Source organism: Enterococcus sp. AZ149 (assembly GCF_051714285.1).
In the GTDB taxonomy this organism is placed as follows: domain Bacteria; phylum Bacillota; class Bacilli; order Lactobacillales; family Enterococcaceae; genus Enterococcus_D; species Enterococcus_D entomosocium.
The window spans coordinates 1156439-1182390 of the sequence record NZ_JBIORO010000001.1; the positions used below are offsets into that span (position 1 = coordinate 1156439).

A 25952-nucleotide genomic window follows, 5' to 3' on the forward strand; every position below is an offset into this window, starting at 1 on the left:
TTGAGAGGCGGGTATGCAATGACATCAGTTTTTAAAGGACGCAGTTTTTTAGCAGAGAAAGATTTCACAAAAGAAGAACTGCAATATTTAATTGATTTTTCCCAGCACTTAAAAGGGATGAAAGCCAACAATCAACCACATCGCTACTTAGAAGGAAAAAATATTGCACTTTTGTTTGAAAAGAATTCGACACGGACGCGAGCAGCCTTTACGGTTGCAGCGGTGGATTTGGGGGCGCATCCGGAATTTTTAGGGGCCAATGATATTCAGTTGGGGTCTAAAGAATCCGTTGAAGATACCGCCAAAGTATTCGGCCGCATGTTTGACGGGATCGAGTTTCGCGGCTTTAGCCAACAGGTCGTCGAAGATCTGGGCAACTATTCAGGCGTGCCTGTTTGGAATGGCTTAACGGATGACTGGCATCCAACACAAATGATCGCTGACTTTTTAACCATTCAAGAAAACTTCGGTGAACTGACTGGCTTGACCATCGCATACTGTGGGGATGGGCGCAACAATGTCGCCAATTCTTTGTTAGTGACGAGTGCGATTTTAGGGGTCAATATTCATGTCGTCACCCCGAAGGCCTTGCAGCCAGAAGCAAACATTATCGAACAAGCAAAAGCCTATGCTCAGCACTCTGGCGCAAAGATCCTGGTGACGGATGACGTGGATCAAGGTGTTTTAGGCGCTGATGTCGTGTATACCGATGTTTGGGTTTCAATGGGCGAAGAAGAAAAATTTCAAGAGCGGATCGAACAGCTGCTGCCTTATCAAGTAAACCAATCGTTGATGGAAAAAACGCAAAATGACCAAGTGATTTTTATGCACTGTTTACCGGCTTTTCATGATGAACAAACTATTTATGGCAAAAAAGCAGCGCAGGCGTATGGGATTTCTGAGATGGAAGTCACTGACGAGGTCTTTCGTAGCAAGTATGCTCGTCAATTTGATCAAGCCGAAAATCGTTTGCACTCAATCAAAGCGATCATGGCAGTGACTGCCGGGGATCTATTTATTCCTAAAGTATAAAAATAAAATTTTTGAAAAATGCCAGAATCTCGCTAGCCAAACAAACATTTCTTTGCTATACTTTCTGGGAAGTAAATAGCCTTGATTTGATGAAACAAGAGAAGTAGCGATTCGAGTATCAGTTAGCGAGTTCGGGGTGGTGGAAGCCGAATTGATCAGATTGTGAAACGCACTTGTGAGAATTTGCTAAGCAAACGGAATTCTGCCGTTATCAGAAAAAAGTGGGTCCGAATAGGACAATCAGAGTGGTACCGCGGGAAATCTCGTCTCTAGTGCAAGTTATGCGCTAGAGGCTTTTTTGTTTTTATCAATCATTTCTTGCATGAAAAACATACAACTGTTTGCTTGCTTCAAACAACGTTTCATAAAAAAATGGGTTCAGTCATTATAGGAGGGATACTATGAATAACAAAGAAATCGTCGCACAAGCGATCCATCAAGTAGTAAAAGAAGATCTATCGATCGAACAAGTTCAGCAATTACTGGAAAATCCAAAGTCAGCCGACCATGGGGATGTGGCATTCCCAGCCTTCTCGCTAGCAAAAGTCTATCGGAAAGCGCCGCAGCAAATTGCCGCAGACTTAGCAGAAAAAATCGATCAAGCGTCTTTTGAAAAAATTGAAGTGGTCGGTCCGTATTTAAACTTCTTTATGGATAAAAAAGCAATCTCTGCCCATGTCTTAGAGCTGGTTCTCAAAGAAAAAAATCATTTTGGCGATCAAACCATCGGCAATCAGCAAGCAGTACCGATCGATATGTCTTCACCAAATATTGCCAAACCCATCTCAATGGGGCATTTGCGTTCCACTGTGATTGGTAACTCGATCGGCTTTATTTTAGAAAAAATCGGTTATCAGCCAATTCGCATCAACCATTTAGGCGACTGGGGCACACAATTTGGGAAATTGATCGTTGCCTATAAGAAGTGGGGGTCAGAAGAAGCGGTCAAAGCGGAACCAATCAACGAACTATTACGTTTGTATGTTGATTTTCATGAAGCAGCCGAGACAGATAAGCAATTAGAAGATGATGCGAGAGCTTGGTTCAAGAAACTAGAAGATGGTGACCAAGAAGCAATGGATTTGTGGCAATGGTTCCGTGATGAATCATTAAAAGAATTCAATAAAATCTATGATATGTTGGAAGTTTCCTTTGATTCATTGAATGGCGAAGCTTTCTATAATGATAAAATGACAGAAGTCGTGGCATTATTAGAAGAAAAACACTTGCTAAAAGAAGACCAAGGGGCAGAAATCGTTGATTTGGCTGCCTATGACTTAAATCCGGCGTTGATCCGTAAGTCCGATGGTGCGACCCTTTACATCACACGGGATATGGCTGCAGCGCTTTACCGCAAACGGACCTACAATTTTGCAAAATCATTGTACGTGGTAGGGAATGAACAAAGTTATCACTTCAAACAATTAAAAGCTGTTTTGAAGGAAATGGGCTTTGAGTGGGCAGATGATATGACCCACGTACCATTTGGGTTGATCACCAAAGATGGGAAAAAACTGTCTACAAGAAAAGGCAAGATTGTTCTTTTGGAAGAAGTATTGAATGAAGCGATCGATTCAGCGAAAGAACAAATCACTGAAAAGAACCCAACCCTTGAAAACAAAGAAGAAGTAGCAAAACAAGTCGGTGTCGGGGCAGTCGTTTTCCACGATTTGAAAAATGACCGTTTGAATAATTTCGACTTTACGCTAGAAGAAGTCGTCCGTTTTGAAGGAGAGACCGGACCATACGTGCAATACTCTCATGCCCGTGCCATGAGCATTCTTGAAAAAGCCAACTTTGATCCCGCTGCTGTCAGCAGTCTGGCGTTGGCAGACGCTGAGAGCTGGGAAGTTATCAAATTGATTCAGCGCTACCCAGAAACGGTCATGCAAGCGGCGGAAAAATATGAACCATCCGTCATTGCCAAACATGCCATCAAGTTGGCACAAGCCTTTAACAAGTATTATGCCAATGTCAAAATCTTAGCCGAAGATACGGAAAAAGACGCACGTCTAGCTCTTGTTTATGCAGTAACTACTCTATTGAAAGAAGATTTACGGTTGCTTGGTTTACACGCACCCGACAAAATGTAACAAAAAAAGCTGTGTCACTTGTTTCGACAAGGGCACAGCTTTTTTTGTAGTGAAGAATGCAGCTAGATCCTATAGCTGTTTTTGCGCTATAAGACCGCATGGTTTCTGATAAATTGATAAAAAGTTTCAGCGTCTTCGTCGCTGCGGGAAATCACCGCTACTGTATCAAAGCCCGCCAACGAGCAAACTTTTTCTGGCATGGTCACTTCATCGATCGCTGCCGAAAGCAAAGGCGCATTGTCCGCAACGGTATGGATCAAGGTCATGAATTGCACACGATCTACTTTAGTGACAACGTCTTCGATCATCTGTATCAAACGCTGCTCTTCTTCTTTTTCATCCTCAGAAGCTTGCATTCCTTGAAAAATGACAAACTTTGTCTGACCTGACTCATCGGGCACTTTCACGATTTTCAAATCACGAATATCGCGAGAAATAGTCGCTTGCGTGGCGGAGACGCCTTGGGCTTCCAATTGATGCAATAATTCTTCTTGCGTGCGTACAGTATGTTCAGTAATGATTTGTCTAATAAGTAAATGGCGATCAGCTTTTCGCATAGGTAAACTCCTTTAAGCATGATTGATTAAGTCAGCCTTATCATAGCAGATAACGCCGAAAAAACCTAGATATTATAAGAAAAGATTTAGAGTGTTAAAAAAAGCTGGATCGCGAATCGTAGTTTTTCATTTGAATCAGTTGCATTTCTTTTTTAGCTACTGTATACTGTTTAAGGCGTGAGTTTTTCACGTCAATCCCACATCTTGTTCCATCTGCGAAGCGGTGCTGATCGATTCAGTTCTTCAAGGAGTAAAAGAGCAAGAGAGGAAAACAAAAAACCAAATTGGAGGAAACACAACATGGCAGTAATCTCAATGAAACAATTACTAGAAGCCGGCGTACACTTTGGTCACCAAACTCGTCGCTGGAACCCAAAAATGAAGAAATATATCTTCACAGAAAGAAACGGCATCTACATCATTGATTTGCAAAAAACAGTGAAATTAGTAGACGCAGCTTACGACTACATGAAAAATGTTGCTGAAGAAGGCGGCGTTGCCTTGTTCGTAGGTACTAAAAAACAAGCACAAGAAGCAATCAAAGAAGAAGCAATCCGTTCAGGTCAATACTATGTTAACCATCGTTGGTTAGGTGGAACATTGACAAACTGGGAAACAATCCAAAAACGTGTTGCTCGTTTGAAACAAATCAACAAAATGGAAGAAGATGGTACATTTGCTGTTCTTCCTAAAAAAGAAGTCGTTGGCTTGAACAAAGAGCGCGAACGTCTTGAAAAATTCTTAGGCGGTATTGCTGATATGCCTAGAATTCCAGATGTAATGTACGTTGTTGACCCACGTAAAGAACGTATCGCGATCCAAGAAGCACGCAAATTAAATATCCCGATCGTAGCGATGGTCGATACAAACTGTGATCCAGACGAAATCGATGTTGTTATCCCATCAAATGATGACGCTATTCGTGCCGTTAAATTGATCACTGCGAAAATGGCAGATGCTTTCATCGAAGGTAACCAAGGCGAAGACCAAGTAGCAGAAGAAGATTTTGCTGCTGAATCAACAGAAAACGCAACTTCAATCGAAGAAATCGTTGATGTTGTCGAAGGCGACAACGCATCAGCTGAATAATAAATGATGGAGCTGTTTCAAAGGCTAGGCGCCAAGCCTCACTCTCCTTTGAAACAGCTTTTTTTAAAGACAAGCAATCTTGTTTAAAAACATTTAGGAGGAAACAAAAAATGGCAGAAGTAACAGCTAAATTAGTAAAAGAATTACGCGATATGACTGGTGTAGGAATGATGGACGCAAAACGTGCATTAGTTGAAGTAGAAGGCGACATCGAAAAAGCCGTTGACTTATTACGTGAAAAAGGTATGGCAAAAGCTGCGAAGAAAAACGACCGTATTGCTGCTGAAGGTTTAGCATCTGTAGCAATCAACGGCAACACAGCAGCAATCGTTGAAGTGAACTCAGAAACTGACTTCGTTTCTAAAAACGAAATGTTCCAAGACTTAGTAAAAGAAATCGCTGAAGTAATCGCAGCGAACAAACCAGCTGATATGGATGCTGCTTTAAAATTAGAAACCTCTAAAGGCACAATGGATGCTGCGTTGATCGAAGCAACACAAGTAATCGGAGAAAAAATCAGCTTCCGTCGTTTTGAAGTTGTTGAAAAAGATGACAATGCTGCTTTCGGCGGTTACCTACACATGGGCGGACGTATTGCGGTATTGACTGTTCTTGAAGGAACAACTGACGAATCAGTTGCGAAAGATGTTGCAATGCACGTTGCAGCGATCAACCCTCGCTACGTGAACGAAGCACAAATCTCTCAAGAAGAATTGGATCATGAAAAACAAGTCTTGACAGAACAAGCATTGAACGAAGGCAAACCAGCGAACATCGTTGAAAAAATGGTTGAAGGACGCTTGAAGAAATTTAAAGCAGAAATCGCTTTGGTTGACCAACCATTCGTTAAAGACCCAGATATGACAGTTGAAAAATATGTTGCATCAAAAGGCGCAACTGTGAAATCTTTTGTCCGCTTTGAAGTCGGCGAAGGTATCGAAAAACGCGAAGACAACTTCGTTGAAGAAGTAATGAGCCAAGTGAAAAAATAATTCTGTTCCTCGAACAGATGGGAACGCATGGAAGTGCGCTCCCTTTTTTTAAGCAAAAACGGTTTTTGAAGAAATAGTGTAGATAATTTTCAACGAAAGAGCACCAATATGCTACAATAGTATTGGAGAATGTACGGAGGAATCATGATGGGCAAACCAAAATATCAACGTGTTGTATTAAAATTAAGTGGTGAAGCATTAGCGGGTGACGAAGGCTTTGGGATCAAACCACCGACCATCCAGGAGATCGTTAAAGAGATCAAGGAAGTCCACGAATTAGGTGTACAGATGGCGATCGTGGTCGGCGGCGGAAACATTTGGCGTGGACAAATCGGTGCGCAAATGGGGATGGAAAGAGCCCAAGCTGATTACATGGGCATGCTAGCGACTGTGATGAATGCTTTAGCATTACAAGATACACTAGAAAACGCTGGTGTACCAACGCGTGTCCAAACTTCAATCGAGATGCGTCAAATCGCTGAGCCTTATATTCGTCGTAGAGCAGAACGCCACTTAGAAAAAGGACGGGTCGTCATTTTTGCTGGCGGAACCGGGAATCCTTATTTCTCAACTGATACGACCGCAGCCTTACGGGCAGCTGAAATCAACGCCGATGTCATTTTGATGGCAAAAAACAATGTTGATGGCGTCTACTCAGCAGATCCTAAAACGGATCAAAGTGCTGTGAAATTTGAAGAATTGACTCATTTAGAAGTCATTTCCAAAGGATTGCAAGTAATGGATTCAACCGCAAGTTCATTAAGTATGGACAACGATATTCCATTAGTCGTATTCAACTTGAATGAGCATGGAAACATTCGCCGCGCCATTTTAGGTGAACATATTGGAACGACAGTAAGGGGGAAATAACATGGCTGACAAAATTTTAACAGAAGCAAAAGACAAAATGAAAAAAGCAGCAGAAAACTTGCAGCGGGAACTAGGACAAATCCGTGCTGGCCGCGCGAACGCGAGCATCTTAGACCGCGTAATGGTTACTTACTATGGTGTACCAACACCCTTGAACCAAATGGCTTCAATTACGATTCCAGAAGCAAGAATTTTGATGATCACACCTTTTGACAAAACAATGATCCAAGAAGTTGAAAAAGCCATCATGCAAAGTGATATTGGTATCACGCCTGCCAATGACGGAACAGTGATTCGTTTGGTGATTCCTCAATTAACGGAAGAACGCCGTAAAGAATTAGCAAAAGACGTGAAAAAAGAAGCTGAAAATGCGAAAATCGCCGTCCGTAACATTCGTCGGGATGCCATGGAAGCTTACAAGAAACAAGAAAAAGCTGGCGACATCACAGAAGATGATTTGCGGGAATCTGAAAAAGAAGTGCAGACTGCTACAGATAACAGCATCAAAGAAATCGATGCCATCGCAGCTGAAAAAGAACAAGAATTACTTGAAGTTTAAAAGGAATGACGAAGAGTCGCTTCAGCGGCTCTTTTTTTATGGGCGAAACTATCTCATGTACTTGAATATGACAGCTGTTTTTTTGTTTTTTCTTAATATGGAAATCTTTTCTTGGTTTTCATAGGCAAGAAATCTGATTATTGTTATAATGTAAAAGATGAATTTCAAGAATTGGAAGAGGAGCGAATACGATGCTGCGTTTTTTTCCACAAAAAGACAAATATATCAAAGAAGCGGCTGAACATGAATTTGATCGATCACTGCCGATTCCCCAACACATCGCGATCATTATGGATGGTAACGGCAGATGGGCGCAAAATCGGCGCTTGCCAAGAGTAGCTGGCCACAAAGAAGGCATGGAGACGGTAAAGAAAATCACGAAACACGCTTCACACTTAGGTGTGAAGGTATTGACGCTTTATGCATTTTCGACAGAGAATTGGAAACGGCCGAACGAGGAAGTAGACTTTTTGATGCAACTACCAGTCGACTTTTTCGACACCTTTGTTCCTGAGCTAATCAAAGAAAATGTTCAAGTCAAAGTGATGGGGTTCACGGATTCTTTACCCCTACACACGCAAGAAGCGGTCAAGCGAGCGATCGACCAAACCAAAGACAATACGGGAATGATCTTGAATTTTGCTTTGAATTATGGCAGCCGCGCAGAAATTTTGACAGCTGTCCAAGCGCTTTATGAAGAACTCTCGGCTTCCGGCGAAGTCCTACCAGAGCTCACGGAAGACATGCTGGGGACGCATTTGATGACTGGTTTTTTACCAAGCCCTTTGCGGGATCCTGAATTGGTGATTCGAACGAGTGGTGAGGAACGTGTCAGTAATTTCTTGTTATGGCAGATTGCATACAGCGAGTTATTCTTTACGAAGGCGCTCTGGCCTGATTTCGATGCTGCGTTATTAGAGGACGCAATTGGGAGCTTTCAACAACGAAACCGGCGTTTTGGCGGTTTGAAAACAGAGGAGGAAGAAGAGTGAGACAACGTGTAATCACTGCGGTCGTCGCATTAGCCTTTTTCCTGCCAATTATTTATGTTGGCGGTATTGCCGTCGAATTGCTGGCAGCAGCAATGGCAGGAATTGGTGTTTATGAATTATTTCGGATGAAAGGACTAGCTATTTTCAGTTTTGAAGGAATTCTTTCAATCCTCGGGGCGGTGATCTTAGTTTTGCCTCAAGAACGCTGGTTTTTCTTTTTGCCAGAGGGGACAGATAAAAGTGCCTTGTACTATCTGATCGTTCTTTTGTTACTAGGGATCGCGGTTATTTCGAAAAATACGTATACCATCGATGAAGCTGGGTTTCCGGTGATCGTTAGCTTATATACCGGTGTCGGGTTTGAACGTTTCTTGACGGCACGGTCAGCAACGGATGGATTAGTTGTTTTAGTTTTCGGGCTGTTTATCGTGTGGGCAACGGATATTGGGGCTTACATGGTGGGACGGCGTTACGGCCAACGAAAATTATGGCCGGAGATTTCTCCTAATAAAACCATCGAAGGGGCCCTAGGCGGGATTGCTGCTGCGGTGGTCGTAGCTGGTTTGTATCTATTAGCATTTCCTGGGAAAGATTATTTTGGACACGGTAGTGCCATCATGATTTTATTGACGGTCCTCTTTTCGATCGCTGGGCAATTTGGTGATTTAGTGGAATCCGCGATCAAACGTCACTATGGCGTGAAGGATTCAGGGAATATCCTGCCAGGTCACGGAGGAATCTTAGATCGCTTCGACAGCATGTTGTTTGTGTTTCCAATCATGTATTTATTCGGTGTCTTTTAGAAAATTTTTAAGAAGTGCAGGCTTGGCTTGCGCTTCTTTTTTTAAATTCTTGTTACAACGGGAATGTGAGTTCCTCAACGGGAACCGGTGTGATAAAATAAGGAAAGGCTGCCCTGAATGAGAGGGATGCTGTGAAAGAGAGGAACGAGCATGAAAACGATACTTGTATTTATCATTATCTTTTCCGTGGTGGTAGTGATTCACGAATTTGGACACTACTTCTTTGCAAAACGGGCAGGTATTTTAGTAAGAGAGTTTGCCATCGGTATGGGGCCTAAATTGTTCGCGCATCAAGCGAAAGATGGGACGACCTACACGATTCGGATGCTGCCATTAGGCGGGTATGTCCAAATGGCAGGCTGGGGCGAAGATGAGACCGAATTAACGCCTGGCATGCCAGTCTCCTTGGTTCAAGATGCAACTGGTAAAGTCACCAAAATCAATACAAGCAAAAAGATCCAATTGCCGCAAGCGATCCCCATGGAAGTGACCGACTTTGACTTGGAGGAGAAGTTGACGATCACTGGCTTCATCAACGGCAATGAACAAGAAGCGGTTACGTACGCTGTGGATCATGACGCAACGATCATTCATGAAGATGGCGTTGAAGTTCGGATCGCACCAAAAGACGTTCAATTCCAGTCTGCAAAGCTGTGGCAACGAATGCTGACGAATTTTGCAGGACCGATGAATAACTTTATTTTATCCTTGGTTTTATTCACTGGGTTGGTGTTTGCGCAAGGTGGTGTCGCGAATCAAGATGCAACCGTCGTGACAGGAATCGAAGCAGGAACCCCGGCTGCTGAAGCCGGGCTGCAAAATGGCGACGAAATCCTAGCAGTTGAAGGCGTCGATGTTTCCAACTGGTCAGAATTGACGACAGAGATCCAAAAGTACCCAGCTACTCAGATTACTCTAGAAGTCAAACGAGGAGCGGAAACACTTGATTTGACAGCAACTCCTGCGAGTCAAGAATCAGGGGAGACCACGATCGGTTTCTTAGGGATCACGGCTTCGTTAAAAACTGGGATCGGAGACATCTTACTGGGTGGCTTACAAACGACCATTGACAATTCGCTGGTTATTTTTAGAGCAGTCGGCAACTTGATCGCCCAACCAGATATCAATAAATTGGGCGGACCGGTAGCGATTTTCCAACTGTCTTCTCAAGCCGCATCGCAAGGTGTCACAACGGTGATCGCCATGATGGCGATGATTTCCATCAATTTGGGGATCTTTAATTTATTGCCGATTCCTGGATTAGATGGTGGGAAACTGGTTTTAAATATTTTAGAAGGTGTGCGAGGCAAGCCAATCAGTCAAGAAAAAGAAGGCATCATTACCCTGATTGGGTTTGGGTTTTTGATGCTGCTGATGGTTCTCGTTACCTGGAATGATATCCAACGTTTCTTCTTTTAAAAATAAGACGCACAAGCAAATCAATTGTTGATCGGGTGAACATGATTTTTTGTAGCAAAGGAGAAAAAAATGAAACAGTCAAAATGTTTGATTCCGACATTGAGGGAAACCCCCAGCGATGCGGAGACGTTAAGTCATCAACTGTTAGTTAGGGCAGGGTATATTCGACAAGTGGCGGCAGGCATCTATGTCTACTTGCCATTAGCTCAAAGGGTGTTAGAAAAGATCAAACGGGTCATTCGTGAGGAGCTGGCAGAAATCGATGCTGTGGAGATGGCGATGCCTTCTTTGCTTCCGTATGAACCATGGAAGGAGTCTGGACGGGCCTCATTGTATGGTGAGTCTTTGTATCGGTTGACGGATCGAAACGAACGAGAGATCGTTTTAGGGCCCACTCACGAAGAGCCGTTCACGACATTGATCAAAAACGAGATCACGTCTTATAAGCGGCTGCCTTTGAGCTTATATCAGATCCAAACGAAATATCGGGACGAACAGCGGCCGCGTTTTGGATTGATTCGCAGCCGTGAATTTATCATGCAAGATGGCTATTCTTTTCACGCCGATGAAGCCAGCTTAGATCAAACCTATAATCGCTACGAAATGGCTTACCATGCCATATTGAAACGCTGTGGGATCGAGTATCGGGCAGTGGTCGGGGATAATGGCTTGATGGGTGGCCGAGATTCAAAAGAGTTTTTGGCATTGTCTGGAATCGGCGAAGAGCTGATCTGTTATTCGACTGAAAGCGACTATGTCGCCAATTGGAAACTAGCAACTAGTCAGTATATCGCTAAAAAATCTCATGAGACCTACTTAGAGTTACAAAAAGTCGTTCATAAAGAATCATTATCGTTAGAGGAACTGGCGAAAACATACGATACGGATTTGCAAAAAATCGTTCAAGTATTTTTGCTGCTCGTTGACGAGCAAGTCATTATGGTATTGCTTCGAGGTGATCACAGTCTCAATGAAACAAAAATCAAGCATTTTTTAGCGGCTGATCAAGTGAAGGTCCTGACTGCTGAAGAAGCCGAGTCCTATCTGACCAGTGACACACAACTTCGCAGCCCCATTGAGCTTGCTGATTCGATCCAATTGTATGCGGATCAGCATGTCCAAGATATGGCGAATCTGATCGTCCCAGCGGCAGAAAAACAGAGCTATTTTCTCAATGCAAATGTAGGCCGTGATTTTCAACCACTAGCCTTTGCCGATTTTCGCTTGGTTCAAGAAGGCGATCCTTCCCCAGATGGAAAAGGAACCTTAACCTTTACGCGAGGAATCGAAGTTGGGCATATCTTCAAGTTAGGAACCAAGTACAGCGAGGCCCAAGAAGCGACGGTTGTCGATGAAAATGGCGATGAACAACCAATCATCATGGGCTGTTATGGTCTGGGCGTTTCTCGGCTGCTTTCAACAATCGTCGAACAATACGGCAATGAGTTTGGGATCGATTGGCCCCAAGAAATTGCCCCATTTGATGTGCATATCATCCAAACGTCGATTGAAGATAGCTATCAAAATGCCTTAAGTGAAGAAGTAGAAGAAATGATGAACCAAGTCGGCTATCAAGTATTGGTGGATGACCGCAATGAACGTGCAGGGGTCAAATTTGCAGATGCCGATTTGATTGGTTGTCCGATTCGCTTGACCATCGGTAAAAAAGCCGTAGAAGGCATCGTGGAGATCAAAATCAAGCATACTGGCGCAACCGTTGAAGTGAGGAAAGAAGAAGTCGCTTCGACCTTGACGATTTTATTAGCCAACCAAGAATAAATCGGAACAAATGGTAGATCGAGAGAGGAAATCCTTTCTCGATTTTTTAATGAAAGTGAAGACAAAAAGAGGTATACTAGTGAGTACTGAGAAAAGGAGGATCTTCAATTGTCAAAAGAAAGAGAGACCTTTGAGATATTATTAGACCAAATTGCAGCTGCCCCAAATCTTCGGCAGCATCCGTTGATGCAGACTGCCCAAATCAGACAAGTAACCGTGCATCGACAATCAAAAGCGTGGACGTTTTATTTCCAATTTGAACGTTTATTACCGGTGATGGTGTATCAATCCTTTAAACAACACATTGAACTAGCGTTTAAAGAGATCGCGGAAGTTCGCATTGTCATTGAAGCTCAAGATGGTTCCTTCGATGAGCAGTTCATTCAAGAATACTGGCCATTAGCGTTAGCCAATCAAAATTGTGATCGGCCGTTAGTTCATCAAGTGATTAAAAATCAAATGCCTATGATTCAAGAGAACAAAGTGATTTTACCCGTCAACAATGATGCGGTCATCACGATTTTGCAGCAACAGTACTTACCGATCATTGAGGAAAATTATGGGACTTTCGGGTTTCAAAAATTTCGGATCTTGCCGCAGCTAGACAAAGAACAGGCTGAGGCAGCCTTGAAAGAACTTGAAGCACGAAAAGAAGAACAAACGGCAGCCTTCCAATTGCAAGCCGCTGAGAACTTAATGGCCCACGAGCAACGCAAAAAAGAAGTCAAAACAGTCGAATTTGACGGACCAATTGCCTTGGGACGTAATATTCCTGCCGATGAACCTGTGACACCGATGATCAATATCATTGAGGAAGAACGCAGAGTTACGATCCAAGGGTATGTCTTTGATAAAGAAGTTCGAGAATTGCGTTCAAAACGGAAGATTTTGATTTTGAAAATCACCGACTATACGTCGTCGTTTAGTGTGAAAAAATTCTCCAATAATGAAAAAGATGAACAAGTCTTTGATGCCATTGCTAAAGGTAGTTGGGTCAAAGTGCGTGGTAGTGTTCAAGAAGATACTTTTATGCGAGATCTCGTTATGAATGCACAAGATTTGCTGGAAGTCAAACACGAGGCCCGCAAAGATTATGCACCTGAAGGCGAAAAACGGGTCGAACTTCACCTGCATTCAAATATGAGTACGATGGATGCAACCAACAATGTGGCAGACTTTGTCGCTCAAGCTGGCAAGTGGGGCCATAAGGCGATTGCGATCACCGATCATGGTGGCGCACAAGGGTTTCCTGATGCCCATCACGCCGGAGAAAAAGCCGGGGTAAAAATTCTTTACGGTGTGGAAGCCAATATCGTGGATGACGGGGTAGCGGTTGCCTATAATCCGAAGCCTGTCCCACTGACTGATGCCACTTATATCGTGTTTGACGTGGAGACCACCGGATTGTCTGCAGTGTACGACACCATCATTGAATTGGCCGCTGTGCGGATGCATAAAGGCAACGTGGAAGGCTCCTTTGATGAATTCATCGATCCTGGCCATCCTTTATCACGAACGACCGTAGAATTGACGGGGATCACCGATGAAATGGTTCGGGGGTCAAAATCGGAAGAAGAAGTCTTACGTTTGTTCCGTGAGTTTTCTGAAGGAGCCATTCTAGTTGCCCACAATGCGTCATTTGATATGGGCTTCTTAAATACAAGTTATCGAAAATACGGTATTCCAGAAGCAGAAAATCCCGTCATTGATACATTGGAACTCGCTCGTTATTTGTATCCAGAGTTTAAGCGATTCGGTTTAGGTGTCCTTTCCAAAAAATTCGGCGTTAGTTTGGAGCAACATCACCGAGCGATCTACGATGCCGAGGCAACCGGTCATTTAGCGTGGATCTTTGTCAAAGAAGCGATGGAAAAACATGACATGCTGCTGCACGAAGATTTGAACCGACACGTTGGGGGCGAGAACTCCTATAAAGCAGCTCGGCCTTTCCATGCCACGATCTTAGCCCGAACACAGGCGGGATTGAAGAATTTATTCAAGCTGATCTCGATGTCGAATGTGAAGTACTTCCATGATAAAGTCCCGCGGATCCCGCGCTCAGAATTGGTGAAATTGCGGGAAGGATTGTTAGTCGGAACCGCTTGTGATAAAGGGGAAGTCTTTGTCGCAATGATGCAAAAAGGGGTTGATGCAGCGCGGGAACTTGCTAAGTTTTATGACTATATCGAAGTCATGCCCAAAGCAGTTTATGCCCATCTCCTAGAAACGGAGCTCGTGAAAAGCGAAAAAGACCTAGAAGACATTATTCGGAATTTGATCCAAATGGGTGAAGAGTTAGGAAAAATCGTTGTTGCTACTGGGAATGCCCACTACCTGAACGAAGAAGATGCCATTTATCGTAAGGTCTTGATCAATTCGATGGGGGGCGCCAATCCCTTGAATCGACATAGTTTACCGGATGTACACTTCCGAACAACCGATGAGATGCTGACCGCTTTTCAGTTTTTAGGTCCGGAAGTAGCGAAAGAAATTGTGGTGACGAACCCAAATAAAATCGCTGATCTCTGTGAAAAAGTCATTCCGGTAAAAGATGATCTGTATACACCAAAGATTCCCGGATCTGAACAAGAGATCACCGACTTGAGTTACAACCGTGCCAAAGAGCTATACGGTGATCCATTACCAGAAATTGTGGAAAAACGTTTGAAAAAAGAGCTTGATTCGATCATTGGGAATGGGTTTTCCGTGATCTATTTGATCTCACAAAAACTGGTTCATAAAAGCAATCAAGACGGCTACTTAGTAGGGTCACGGGGATCAGTCGGTTCTAGTTTCGTAGCAACGATGACTGGGATCACTGAGGTCAATCCATTAGCCCCTCATTATTATTGTCCCGATTGCCAGTATTCTGAGTTTTACGAAGACGGCTCGTATGGTTCTGGTTATGATATGCCAGAGAAAAAATGTCCAAAATGCGGCACACGTCTGAACAAAGATGGCCATGATATTCCTTTTGAAACCTTCCTTGGTTTCCATGGCGATAAAGTCCCCGATATCGATTTGAACTTCTCTGGGGAATATCAGCCAGAGGCCCATAACTATACGAAAGTGCTCTTCGGCGAAGAATATGTCTATCGTGCCGGAACGATCGGTACAGTAGCCGATAAAACAGCCTTCGGTTTCGTAAAAGGCTTTGAGCGCGATCATAATCTCCATTATCGAGCAGCTGAAGTCGATCGATTGGCTAAGGGTGCAACTGGCGTCAAACGGACAACTGGTCAGCATCCGGGGGGAATCATCGTTATTCCAGACTATATGGATGTCTATGATTTCACGCCGATTCAATACCCAGCAGATGATCAAAATTCAGAATGGAAAACGACCCACTTTGATTTCCATTCCATTCATGACAATATTTTAAAACTGGATATCCTGGGACACGATGACCCAACGGTGATTCGGATGCTGCAGGATTTATCAGGAATCGATCCTAAAACGATCCCCACGGATGATCCGGAAGTGATGCGTATTTTTGGTGGTACGGACGTGCTAGGTGTGACTGAAGAGCAGATCTACTCAAAAACAGGTACATTAGGCATCCCAGAATTTGGGACCCGATTTGTGCGGGGGATGTTGGATCAAACCCATCCATCGACGTTTGCAGAGCTCTTGCAGATCTCTGGTCTTTCCCATGGTACCGATGTATGGTTGGGCAATGCCGAAGAACTGATTCGTCGCGGAGATGCCAGTCTAGCAGAAGTAATCGGCTGTCGGGATGATATCATGGTGTACTTGATCCATGCTGGCCTAGATGACGGGATGGCCTTTAAAATCATGGAGACGGTTCGTAAAGGGCAATGGAACAAGATCCCTGACGACTTGCGGGACACTTACTTGCAAGCGATGCGGGAGAACAATGTCCCTGAATGGTATATCGATTCTTGTTCGAAGATCAAGTACATGTTCCCGAAAGCCCATGCAGCGGCGTATGTTTTGATGGCGTTGCGGGTGGCTTACTTTAAAGTGTACTTCCCAATTCTCTATTACTGTGCTTATTTCTCTGTCCGGGCGGATGATTTTGATTTGATTGCCATGTCAAAAGGAAAAGACGCCGTAAAAGAACGGATGCAAGAAATCACTGACAAAGGATTGGATGCGTCAACGAAAGAAAAGAATCTGTTAACCGTTCTGGAGTTAGCCAATGAAATGTTAGAGCGCGGTTATGAATTTGGGATGATCGATCTGTATAAATCGGATGCGGAAAACTTCGTGATCGACGGAAAAAAATTGATCGCACCATTTCGAGCAGTGCCGAGTTTGGGACTAAACGTAGCGAAACAAATCGTGGAAGCACGGAAAAATGGTCCTTTCTTATCGAAAGAAGATCTCGCCAATCGCGGGAAAGTTTCTAAGACTTTGATTGAATACATGACGGATAACGGTGTTCTAAAAGATTTACCTGATGAAAATCAGTTGTCTTTGTTTGATATGTTGTAAACCACCGGCTGTTCACTTAAGATAAAAAATAAGCACATCATCATAATGGCTAGTATAGCTAGTTTCTGCATGATGTGCTTTTTTGTCTTGTTTGTGAAATCGATCTAAGCAGCCACAATCTGACGAAAATCAGTAAGATCGTGGTCTATTGTGGGAAATCATAGGGGCCAGCCTTGGTAGCGAATCAATCGAACCTTTACCATACAAAGAGGAGAAAAATACTCGTTACCGAAAGAAGCGAATGCCTTTGGTAACGAGTATTTTTCGACAAAGTTCGTTAAATAGCTAAAAAAAGAAAAAAAGCAAAACAGGCAAATACACCATGTACAGTAAGACGGAATAGCCTAGACATGAAGTTGCAAATTCTTCATCCCCTTGGTAGTTTCGTACAAGGATCGGGACAGAGTTTTGGACGGGCATAGAGGCTTGAATAATAAACACAGAAAGCATCAATTCAGGAACAGGGATGATTCTGCTTAACAGCCACACAACGAGGGGCGAAAGAACGAAACGACCAAACAAGACACCGACAATGTCTTTCGTCATTCGCAAATTTTTGAGTCCCCCAAAGTAGACGATGATTCCGATAATAAACATTGATAAGGGTGTCGTCAAATCTGCTAGATAGCTTCCAAGGCCATCAACAAATGAGGGCAGTGGTAAGGTGAATAGCATCCAGATCAAACCGATGATGAAACCAATCAAGGCTGGTGAAAAAATCTTTTTTAGCATGACCAATGGATGAAAGGAAATCCGGGCTTCACCAAAATCAGGATTGTCTTTTGCTAAATCAAAAATACCGATGGTCCAAAATAATGTCGTATTTACAATATAGTACAACAACACATAAGGAACGGCTTTTTCACCAAAAATAGCTAAATTGATCGGTAAGCCGATGAAGATCGTATTGGAAAAGGTAAACATGGCGGAAAATGCGCCTTGGTGTTTGGCTTCAACTTGCGCGAAACGTCGCCATAAATAACCAGCGAAGTAAGTGATCATCATGGAAAGTAATGGGATGATCATCCCCGAAACCAATGAAAGAAATTCATCTTTCGTAAAATTTTTAATAATCGTTAAAAACATATTGGCTGGTAATGAGACATTTAATACCAATTTTGAAAACGTATCGGCGGTTCGATTAGAAAACCATTGTTTGTAAGACAACCAATAACCGATAAACATGAGACTGAAAATGACAAAAATATTGATATATGCTTGAAACATGTGCTCACCTCTCATTTACTATAGCGAAAGGCAGAAGAAGAAGCAACTGATTCCCATTTGAAAACAACAAAAAACCAAACCACTCATTGAGCGATTTGGTCAAGAATTACTAACGTTGCTGCTTGCCTGCGTTACGACCTTTTCCACTAGGCTTTGTCGTGTTCAACGCTTTTTTGACAGCTTCTGTTTTTTCAGGAGTTACATCTTTGCGAGGCGTAACCACCGTTTTTGGCGGATTGGCTTTCATTTCTGCTTCGACTTGGGCACGAATTTTTGGTTTCATGATGACATTCGTGATAAATGTTTGGATACAACTGAAGACCCCACCGACTACCCAATAAAGTGTCACACCAGCTGGTGCACTCATTGACATGAAAACGATCATCAATGGAGAAACGATCAACATGGTTTTCATCGTTTTTTTCTGTTCTTCTGGAATCCCAATGGTTGAGATGTATCCTTGTGCCAGGTAGGAAATACCAGCAATCGCCACAAAGAGGATGCTTGGGTCACCTAATGATACGCCAAAGAACTCAGAGTTTTGGATTCCTTGTGTGTAACGGGCGGTGAAGTAGAGGGCAGAGAAGATCGGCATCTGAATCAGTAAAGGCAAACAACCGATACCGCCAAACATACTGACGTTGTTTTCAGAATAGATTTTTTGCATCTCCGCTTGCGCTTGCATTTGTTCTTCCCGAGTGGTTGCTTTCTTCAAATTGGCTTGCGCAATATCCACTTGAGGTTTCAGAAACTGCATTTTTTCACTTTGAATCATCGTTTTTCGAGACTGATGGATCCCTAATGGTAAGATAATGACGCGGACAACGATCGTTACGGCGATGATCGCCCAGCCGTAAGACCAGTTGAAGTTTTCAACGAGCATCGTGATCATATCACCTAAAGGTTTCACCAAAAAGCGATAAATCATTCCTGTTTCTTTCGGCGTACCATCAGCATTGGTACTGACACAGCCTGATAATGCTAATAACAGGCCAAATAATCCTGATGAAAGCAGCCATTTATTCATTTTAGACATTCTATTCTTCCTCTTCACAATAAATTTAGACAAAAATAACTATACTAAAAAAGACCGACTATTTCAATGTACAAAGAGAAATTCATTGAAAAATCAATCTTTCGACTTAGAAAACATTCAATTATCAATAATAGACTACATCAAAGCTAGTACGTTCTTTAATGGTATCGTCTGGTTGGATGTCGATTTGGTTCACTTTTCCAGCGGGAGAAGGAGAATCTTTCACTCCGGCAACAAAGGCATCGATGATTTTTTCATCTCCCATCGCTTCAATCGAAACAGAACCATCTGCCTCATTTTTTACAGATCCTGTGACCCCTAATTGATCGGCAAGCATTTTCGTGGTATAACGAAAGCCGACACCTTGGACACGCCCTTGAACATGGATTCGTAGTTTCTTCATGGACAATCCCTCCTCTGCTTATAATGATAGCGTTTTTTCAGTAAAAGAACAAGTTAGATCGATTGACTCATGCTATAATAAATCGAGGTGACCACATGAAAGAAATTCAATCGAAAAAAAATACCTTTATCAAGGAAATCAAAAAACTAACACAAAAAAAACACCGTACACAGACCAATACGTATTTGATCGATGGCTGGCATTTAGTGCAAGAAGCGCTGCAGGCCAAAGTACCTATCAAAGCGTTGTTGGTGACACCGCGAGGGTTAAGCGAAGCCAACGGGCAGCTCGATGATTATCAGGAAGAAAGCTATTTGATCACAGAGGAGATCGCAGCGATGCTTTCTGATTTACCAACACCACAAGGAATTTTTGCCGTGGTGGAAAAGCAAGAGCAAAACTTACAGACACTGACGGGTAATTGGTTGATTTTAGATAATGTGCAAGATCCCGGGAACGTTGGTACCATGATTCGAACAGCGGATGCTGTTGGATTTAGCGGGGTGTTTCTCGGCGAAGGAACAGCAGATCTTTACAGCACAAAAGTCTTGCGCAGCATGCAAGGAAGCAACTATCATTTACCGATTTTAGAAGGAGCGATCCCGCCATTTCTAAAGCAGCTACGCTCAGCTGGCGTGACGATTTATGGCACCGAATTAAATAAAGAAGCCGTTCCTTATACCGAGCTTCCTAAAGAACAAACAGCTGCCTTCATTTTAGGTAACGAGGGACAAGGGGTTCACCCAGAACTGTTGGCTTTGACTGACAAAAATGTGTATATTCCCATCTATGGTCAGGCGGAATCATTGAACGTCGCCATTGCAGCCGGAATTTTGATGTATTTTTCTGTCAGTTAGATTTTTAAGGAACTGTTAAACTATTTGAATCTATTGCACCTCACCTAGAATCTTCGATGAATAGGTGCTATACTTTGTCTTGTAACAATCAAGCAGATCAAAAAAAGGTGGCAGACAAAAATTTATGACAGAAAAATGGCAAGAAGATAGCGAATATATGTCTTACGTGGCTGACCTGTTAGAAACAGAAGCTGTAAAAAAATTAGCCAACTTTGTGCAGCATATGAACTCCACACGTTTGGAACATTCGATCAGCGTCTCTTATTATAGTTACAAATTGGCCAAGAAATGGGGCGGCGATGCTCGTGCAACAGCTCGTGCAGGACTCCTTCATGATTTATTCTACTATGACTGGCGTACCACAAAGTTTGATGAAGGTACCCATGCGTATATGCATCCACGAATTGCAGTAAAAAATGCTGAAAAAATCACTGAACTAAGTGATCTAGAAAAAGATATCATCTTGAAACATATGTGGGGAGCAACGATTGCGCCGCCACGTTATAAAGAAAGCTATATTGTCACAATGGTTGACAAATATTGTGCGATCAAAGAAGCATCAGAACCACTTACAGAAAGTATGAAAGAAAAATGGCAACAACGTTTCTGGAAGAAACATCGTACGATTCAATAAGAAAAAAGTTCTTCGAACCAGCCGGTTCAAAGAACTTTTTTTGTTTGCTTAGCCAAAAATAAGTTGGAGGATCGCTGCGCCTACATAAAGGATCAGTAAGGTGATCAATACCGTTAAGTGTCGTCTTTTGTGCATAAAAAGGATCGCTACGAATTCTCGTAAGAAGGCATTTGGTAAATAGTAAAAGGCGGTGGGTGCTCCGATACCATCCGCTTTAAGTTGTGCTTGATCTGCATAGAGACCGGCACGAAAAATATGGTAATTGTTGGAGGAAAAAATAACTTTGTAGCCATTTGGCTTTAAGGAATCCATGATTTCTTTCGAAAACTTCATGTTTTCATAAGTAGTCGTGGAATTTGTTTCTACTAAAATCTCTCCTTCGGGCACTCCTTGCGCAACTGCATATTCTTTCATCGCGACAGCTTCTGGCAGCTTTTCATCGCTTCCTTGGCCGCCTGACATCAGTAACCGAGGAGCGGTTTTTTTCGCTTTAAATTGCGCTTCGTAGAACGAGATTGCTTTATTGATACGCTTGGCCAATAAAGGGGAGACCGTGGTGCCATTCAAAAGACCTGCTCCTAAGACGATGATAAAATCTTGATTGTAACGAGGATGATTGAACTGATAAATGACTGAAATCGATAAAAAGTTCAAAAAGACCACAAATAGATACATCAGACTTAGGGGAACAACGCCGAATAAGGTTCGGATCCAATCCGGGAAAAAGTGCAAAAGGGTATCTGAAAATAATAAAACGGTCAAAACCACTGCTAAGATCAGGGTCAATAGATTGGCGATTGATCGCGACTCTCTTCGTAAAACAATAATGGAATTCCAGTAAAGAAAGACCACGAGAATGGCTAAGCCGAATAATAATACAGCAAAGAAGATCGCTAGCAAAACAGCCAATAGACCACCTACAAGAATATCTTGTGTTCGGTATAGATTAATGACTAGGTAGCCACCAAATGCTAAGACAAACAAATTAAAGAGCAAGCCATTTACGAGTCGGTGCTTGTTGCGCCGATAAGAAAATAAAAAAAGGCCGGCGAAGGCGACTGGTATTAGAATAAAGAAACTGCCTGTCCGTAATTCTGAGACGGCTAAATAAATCAGCAGGGCTAAAATCGTCCAACAGCACTCAAAAAAGAAAATATCTGGCTCATCTTTACTCTTGCGCCACTTTTGAACGACGATCACACCCGTCAAATAGCTGATGGCAAAAATCAGCAATTGCGTAAAATCCATGTTTTTCACTCCTTTAACGATACACCTAGTATACCGAAAAATGACAAAAATTGCTTGTTGCTAAGGTCAAAGTTGCTGAATTTCTTGCAATTCGCTAAAATGAAGAAAAGAAGGAGGAAGGAACATGCAATTAGGTGAAGTGATTCGCGTTGAACGGCCCGCTTTTTATGTGATCGGAAAAGAAGGCAAGGGATTAGCGGAAGAAGGAGCTTCTTGGGTACCAGCGCTATGGGAACTTGCAACAAAGGATTTTGAAGAGATCGAATTTCTAGTGAGCGATCAAAAGGCAGAAGAACTGGAATTTTGGGGCTTAATGAGTGATGGCACTAATTGGTTAGAGCCTTGGCAAGAAACCGGCCGTTATTTGGCAGGCGTTCAAGTCCATACAGAAAATTTTCCTCCCGTCGGTTGGGTCCGTTGGGAAATGCCCGCAATGACCTATCTCGTTGTAAAAACGGATGAAAAAAACTTGACCATGATGACTGAAAAAATGTTGATCGAAGTTTTACCAGAAAATAACGTCCACTTGTCAGCAGCGATCCAAGAAAGATATCTTCCTCATTTTAAAGAAGGGGAAGTTGAATTGTTTTTCCCTGTTGAGCCTTTGGCAGCAGCAACGGTGGAAACGGTAGAATAAAAAAAATCTGTCCGAGAAGCAATCTTTGCTCAGGACAGATTTTTTCTTTGGTTTGGATTAAAAAAGATTCTCGAAAAAGGTAGACACACCGCGCCAAGCACGAACAAAGATGTTGGCTTTTTCTACCGTTTGTGTTGTGACCAATCCTGCAGTTTCGTCATGATCAGAAGCATCAATATAACCAAGCGTATCAGCTGGAATCGAAGCACTTACAGTACCGACTTCTGTGCCCTCAGTCAATGGCGCTTGCAGGGCAGAATCACGATAATGCTCATTAAAGTCAATGGTTGTTTCAAAGGCTGTTGCATCCATATCTCCACGTACCCATAAGGTCAAACCTTGATTTAAGGCAACGGGAACACTCAATTCTTTCCCATCTTTGACTGCCACCGTCTGTGTATCTTCTAACTGTGCATTTTCTGGTAGAATTTCTACTTGTTCCCAAGCATCGAAGGAGTAGTCCATCAACCGACCTGTTTCGATAAAACGTACGCTTGGATTTTCCGCATGACCATTAACGTTTAGCACGACGGTGATAATTCGTTGACCATCCTTGACGGCGGTTCCGACAAAGCAGGCGCCTGCCATATCTGTCGTACCAGTCTTAAGACCGTCAACACCATCTTTAGTATTCGTAAAACCTGGAAGCATCCAGTTCCAATTGACCATCTCGACAGGCGAATAGGAACCTTCGCCAAATTGTTTGGTGGAAAGACTTGTTACTTCTAAAACGTCTGGAAAGTCTTGCAGCAAATGGCGAGCAATCAGGGCGACATCTTTTGCGGATAGTTCGTTTTCGTCAGTGGAAGTTGACCCGGGATAGATATTGTCCCCTAAATAAGTATTGTTCAAGCCAGAAGCATTAACGATCTTTGCATCGGTAATGCCCCATGATTGCACTTTTTCTTGCATTTGATCAACAAAGGCACTTTCAGACCCAGCAATCAGCTCCGCGAGCGCTACGATTGCAGCATTTGCAGATTGGATATAACTGGCATCATACAAATCTTTTACTGTATAGGTAACGTCTTGATGCAAAGGGACATTCGATAAGTTTGGCGACACGCTGAGATTCGCGGCATAATCTGAAATAGGGACAGGATCATCCCAAGCGATGGTTCCTTGCTCTACTTGCTCAGCTACAAGGTAGAGACTGATGATCTTGGTGATGGAGGCGATGCCCATGGCGGTCTCACCATCTTGATCATACAACACTTTGCCTGTGTCAAAATCAATGGAGTAAGCGGCTTTTGCATCGACTGAAAAATCTTGGATCTCTTCGGCGCTCATAGCTGTATCATCAGCATACGAAACGACGGATAAGCCGGCAGCAGCAAAGAGGATTGCCAAAGCAGCAACGATGGAATACCCGAACTTGGTTATTTTCTGCATATATGTAGTAGCTCCTTTAAAGTTGTATCTAAGCAAAAATTTTAACAAAGAGTATCCACCGTTGCAATACTCTAAGAGAAAACTTAGCATTTAATTGCGTAAGACCGATCCCTCAGTAGACAAACTGAGACGTTACGTGACTAAGGTTGTTTACTGTAAATAATAGCTAACAAAAAAACTTACCTTCCTATAAAATAGAAGGCAAGTTTTTGTGAATTGACATAGGGTCAAACTGATTCACTTAGCGACGATTGGAATGGATTCTCGGGTTTTGGTTTTGGACTCTGACGGGAACTTTCACCGCCTTCGTTTCTTGTTGCATAGCCAATTTTGCTAAAAAGAATGTCCCAGCTAACAATGCAGCTAAAGCAAAGATGGAAAAGAGTGAAATAAAGGTCGTTAACATAAAAATCCCTTCTTTCTATTTAAAATAAATGTGGAAGGTAGGAATCGAACCTACACCTTAATCTATGAACGATCAAACATCACTCAACGGAACACCTTGTTCAACCACTTGTTAAGTTAATGATAGCATGGATTGCCAAGAAATGCTGATAAAAAGTCTGAGAATTGACCGAAGAAAATGTGAAGAAAACATGAACTTGTCTTTCTCAGCGATTTTAGATGATTTTTGTCAAAGAATAGTGGCAATCTTCAGCTTCATCATATAAAGTAATGACGGAGCCTTTTTGTTCAAGAACTAAATGATAGCCAAATGTGTCCAGTAAAACTAACCGCATCGGAGTCAATTCAACGATGGAAGCAGTCAAAGGCTTGCCTTCGATGGTCAACGAATAATCATTGGCTATTTCTATCGTGACATCTTCTTTTGTCTTGGAAGTAAAACGCCAATTACCAATGAAATTCTGGCGATTCTCATTTTTTTGTTTTTCTTTTCGCAACAGCAAGGAGCTGACCACGCCCGTTGCAAGAGATAAACCAATCAAAATAGACCTTTTCTTCATTTATACACGTCCTATCATTTACGATTCATCAAGTTGTGCCTTGTGGACAGGTGTCCACTTTTTCGCACTAGAAAATAATTGCCATAAGTATACCATGAGAAGGTAAAAAAGCATGGTACTTTAGTTTGAAGTTTAGAAGTTTTTATCAAAATATGCTATGATTCAAAAGAGCAGGTGAGAAAATGAATTATCCGAATACCCTTTTAGCCACGTTTCTCGTGCGAGACAACCGGTTCATTGCCCGATGTCTCGTTGACGGTCAAGAAGTAATCGTCCATGTAAAAAATACCGGACGAGGAAAAGAGCTCTTGCACAAAGGTGCGCTTGTTACCCTGCAATATTGGGACAATCCGAAACGCAAAACCAATTACGACTTGATCTCAGTCAAGAAACAAGACCAATGGATCAACATCGATAGTCAAGTACCGAATCGTTTAGGCTATGAAGGCCTCTTGGATGGCACGATCCAGTTGCCAAATATCAAAGGGAGAATCGCGCTTTTGCGAAGGGAAGTTGTCTATGGGACATCAAAATTCGACCTTTATTTTGAAACAGATGAACAAGAAAAAGGCTTTTTAGAAATCAAGGGAATGACCCTTGAAAACAAGCAAGTCGGTGCTTTTCCAGATGCACCAACCATTCGTGGCTTGAAACACGTCAATGAATTGATCCATGCCAAAGAAGCTGGCTATTATGCGGCGGTTTTGTTTATGATCCAATTTGAAGCGGTGCAAATCGCCACGATCCATCGACAGATGCAACCGGATCTGGCCACTAAAATCGCTGAAGCGCAAAGCAAGGGTGTCGAAGTGTTTGCCTATAATTGCCAAGTAAACCAAGGGATGATCACGGTCAAAGAACCAATCCCTTTTGATTTGAATGTCGTCTTTGACGACCCTAATCTATAGAA

General features: G+C 42.7%; 23 protein-coding genes and 1 other annotated feature. Of the genes, 15 read left to right on the forward strand and 8 right to left on the reverse strand.

All coding sequences use genetic code 11. The features are described from left to right. The first annotated feature begins 18 nt into the window (after window positions 1-18). Together argF and argS are read left to right on the forward strand one after the other, a co-directional pair. Window positions 19-1032 carry an ornithine carbamoyltransferase gene (argF, locus tag IGI94_RS05505; protein WP_086317002.1) on the forward strand — a complete coding sequence of 338 codons (1014 nt, stop codon included), beginning with the start codon at window positions 19-21 and terminating at the stop codon, window positions 1030-1032. An 80-nt stretch (window positions 1033-1112) separates the two neighbouring features. Then, window positions 1113-1306, forward strand: a binding site (T-box leader). Between the two features lie 127 nt (window positions 1307-1433). Then, complete coding sequence (gene argS, locus IGI94_RS05510; RefSeq protein ID WP_438899521.1) at window positions 1434-3125, forward strand: arginine--tRNA ligase; 1692 nt, start codon at window positions 1434-1436, stop codon at window positions 3123-3125. 86 nt (window positions 3126-3211) lie between these two features. Here the strand turns inward: argS and IGI94_RS05515 are convergent, their stop codons facing one another. Continuing rightward, window positions 3212-3682 carry an arginine repressor gene (locus tag IGI94_RS05515; protein ID WP_016613165.1) on the reverse strand — a complete coding sequence of 157 codons (471 nt, stop codon included), beginning with the start codon at window positions 3680-3682 and terminating at the stop codon, window positions 3212-3214. Between the two features lie 300 nt (window positions 3683-3982). Between IGI94_RS05515 and rpsB the strand changes: the two genes are divergently transcribed. The 9 genes from rpsB (at window position 3983) to IGI94_RS05560 (ending at window position 16643) form a co-directional block, all read left to right on the forward strand. Next, entirely contained in the window at window positions 3983-4771 is a 789-nt protein-coding gene (rpsB, locus tag IGI94_RS05520) for a 30S ribosomal protein S2 (RefSeq protein ID WP_005229426.1), read from the forward strand. Between the two features lie 110 nt (window positions 4772-4881). Continuing rightward, on the forward strand, window positions 4882-5763 hold the full coding sequence (gene tsf, locus IGI94_RS05525; RefSeq protein ID WP_005229432.1) for a translation elongation factor Ts: 882 nt from the start codon (window positions 4882-4884) through the stop codon (window positions 5761-5763). A 147-nt stretch (window positions 5764-5910) separates the two neighbouring features. Continuing rightward, the gene (pyrH, locus tag IGI94_RS05530; RefSeq protein ID WP_005229433.1) at window positions 5911-6633 is read left to right on the forward strand and encodes a UMP kinase; all 723 of its coding nucleotides are present in this window, start codon (window positions 5911-5913) and stop codon (window positions 6631-6633) included. 1 nt (window position 6634) lies between these two features. Further along, window positions 6635-7192 (forward strand): ribosome recycling factor, encoded by a 558-nt coding sequence (gene frr, locus IGI94_RS05535; protein WP_005229434.1) that lies wholly within the window; start codon window positions 6635-6637, stop codon window positions 7190-7192. A 191-nt stretch (window positions 7193-7383) separates the two neighbouring features. Next, the gene (locus IGI94_RS05540; protein ID WP_438899522.1) at window positions 7384-8184 is read left to right on the forward strand and encodes an isoprenyl transferase; all 801 of its coding nucleotides are present in this window, start codon (window positions 7384-7386) and stop codon (window positions 8182-8184) included. Then, entirely contained in the window at window positions 8181-8987 is an 807-nt protein-coding gene (locus IGI94_RS05545) for a phosphatidate cytidylyltransferase (protein WP_005236992.1), read from the forward strand. The genes IGI94_RS05540 and IGI94_RS05545 overlap by 4 nt, the downstream gene beginning before the upstream one ends. A 150-nt stretch (window positions 8988-9137) precedes the next feature. After that, the gene (rseP, locus tag IGI94_RS05550) at window positions 9138-10406 is read left to right on the forward strand and encodes an RIP metalloprotease RseP (RefSeq protein WP_005236991.1); all 1269 of its coding nucleotides are present in this window, start codon (window positions 9138-9140) and stop codon (window positions 10404-10406) included. Window positions 10407-10475: 69 nt separating this feature from the next. Beyond that, window positions 10476-12185: a proline--tRNA ligase gene (locus IGI94_RS05555; RefSeq protein WP_400451217.1), complete on the forward strand. Its 1710-nt coding sequence runs from the start codon at window positions 10476-10478 to the stop codon at window positions 12183-12185. Between the two features lie 108 nt (window positions 12186-12293). Then, window positions 12294-16643 (forward strand): PolC-type DNA polymerase III, encoded by a 4350-nt coding sequence (locus IGI94_RS05560; RefSeq protein ID WP_005236975.1) that lies wholly within the window; start codon window positions 12294-12296, stop codon window positions 16641-16643. Window positions 16644-16928: 285 nt separating this feature from the next. Here IGI94_RS05560 and IGI94_RS05565 read toward each other — a convergent pair whose 3' ends face one another. From IGI94_RS05565 to IGI94_RS05575, 3 genes are all read right to left on the reverse strand, one after another. Further along, the gene (locus tag IGI94_RS05565; protein WP_086299626.1) at window positions 16929-17870 is read right to left on the reverse strand and encodes an AEC family transporter; all 942 of its coding nucleotides are present in this window, start codon (window positions 17868-17870) and stop codon (window positions 16929-16931) included. A 109-nt stretch (window positions 17871-17979) separates the two neighbouring features. Further along, window positions 17980-18906, reverse strand: a complete 927-nt coding sequence (gene yidC / locus IGI94_RS05570) for a membrane protein insertase YidC (protein ID WP_086299625.1) — start codon at window positions 18904-18906, stop codon at window positions 17980-17982. Window positions 18907-19030: 124 nt separating this feature from the next. Then, window positions 19031-19309, reverse strand: a complete 279-nt coding sequence (locus tag IGI94_RS05575; RefSeq protein WP_005236969.1) for an acylphosphatase — start codon at window positions 19307-19309, stop codon at window positions 19031-19033. A 95-nt stretch (window positions 19310-19404) separates the two neighbouring features. Between IGI94_RS05575 and IGI94_RS05580 the strand changes: the two genes are divergently transcribed. Together IGI94_RS05580 and IGI94_RS05585 are read left to right on the forward strand one after the other, a co-directional pair. Continuing rightward, window positions 19405-20166 carry a TrmH family RNA methyltransferase gene (locus IGI94_RS05580; RefSeq protein ID WP_086299624.1) on the forward strand — a complete coding sequence of 254 codons (762 nt, stop codon included), beginning with the start codon at window positions 19405-19407 and terminating at the stop codon, window positions 20164-20166. 124 nt (window positions 20167-20290) lie between these two features. Next, window positions 20291-20800, forward strand: a complete 510-nt coding sequence (locus IGI94_RS05585) for an HD domain-containing protein (RefSeq protein WP_005236965.1) — start codon at window positions 20291-20293, stop codon at window positions 20798-20800. Window positions 20801-20848: 48 nt separating this feature from the next. Here IGI94_RS05585 and IGI94_RS05590 read toward each other — a convergent pair whose 3' ends face one another. Further along, the gene (locus tag IGI94_RS05590; protein ID WP_086332208.1) at window positions 20849-22048 is read right to left on the reverse strand and encodes a YdcF family protein; all 1200 of its coding nucleotides are present in this window, start codon (window positions 22046-22048) and stop codon (window positions 20849-20851) included. Between the two features lie 124 nt (window positions 22049-22172). Between IGI94_RS05590 and IGI94_RS05595 the strand changes: the two genes are divergently transcribed. Beyond that, window positions 22173-22685: a GyrI-like domain-containing protein gene (locus tag IGI94_RS05595; RefSeq protein WP_086317016.1), complete on the forward strand. Its 513-nt coding sequence runs from the start codon at window positions 22173-22175 to the stop codon at window positions 22683-22685. Between the two features lie 57 nt (window positions 22686-22742). On the opposite strand, the gene IGI94_RS05600 is transcribed toward IGI94_RS05595, so the two are convergent. The 3 genes from IGI94_RS05600 to IGI94_RS05610 form a co-directional block, all read right to left on the reverse strand. After that, on the reverse strand, window positions 22743-24077 hold the full coding sequence (locus tag IGI94_RS05600; RefSeq protein ID WP_144330403.1) for a serine hydrolase: 1335 nt from the start codon (window positions 24075-24077) through the stop codon (window positions 22743-22745). Between the two features lie 241 nt (window positions 24078-24318). Further along, a complete protein-coding gene (locus IGI94_RS05605; protein ID WP_008381128.1) occupies window positions 24319-24483 on the reverse strand; it encodes a hypothetical protein in 165 nt (54 codons plus the stop codon). 214 nt (window positions 24484-24697) lie between these two features. Beyond that, window positions 24698-25042 (reverse strand): DUF4828 domain-containing protein, encoded by a 345-nt coding sequence (locus tag IGI94_RS05610; RefSeq protein WP_008381130.1) that lies wholly within the window; start codon window positions 25040-25042, stop codon window positions 24698-24700. A 182-nt stretch (window positions 25043-25224) separates the two neighbouring features. Here IGI94_RS05610 and sfsA point away from each other — a divergent pair, with 182 nt between their 5' ends. Next, window positions 25225-25950, forward strand: coding sequence for a DNA/RNA nuclease SfsA (gene sfsA / locus IGI94_RS05615; protein ID WP_016613175.1), 726 nt, complete (start codon window positions 25225-25227; stop codon window positions 25948-25950). Window positions 25951-25952 lie beyond the last annotated feature (2 nt).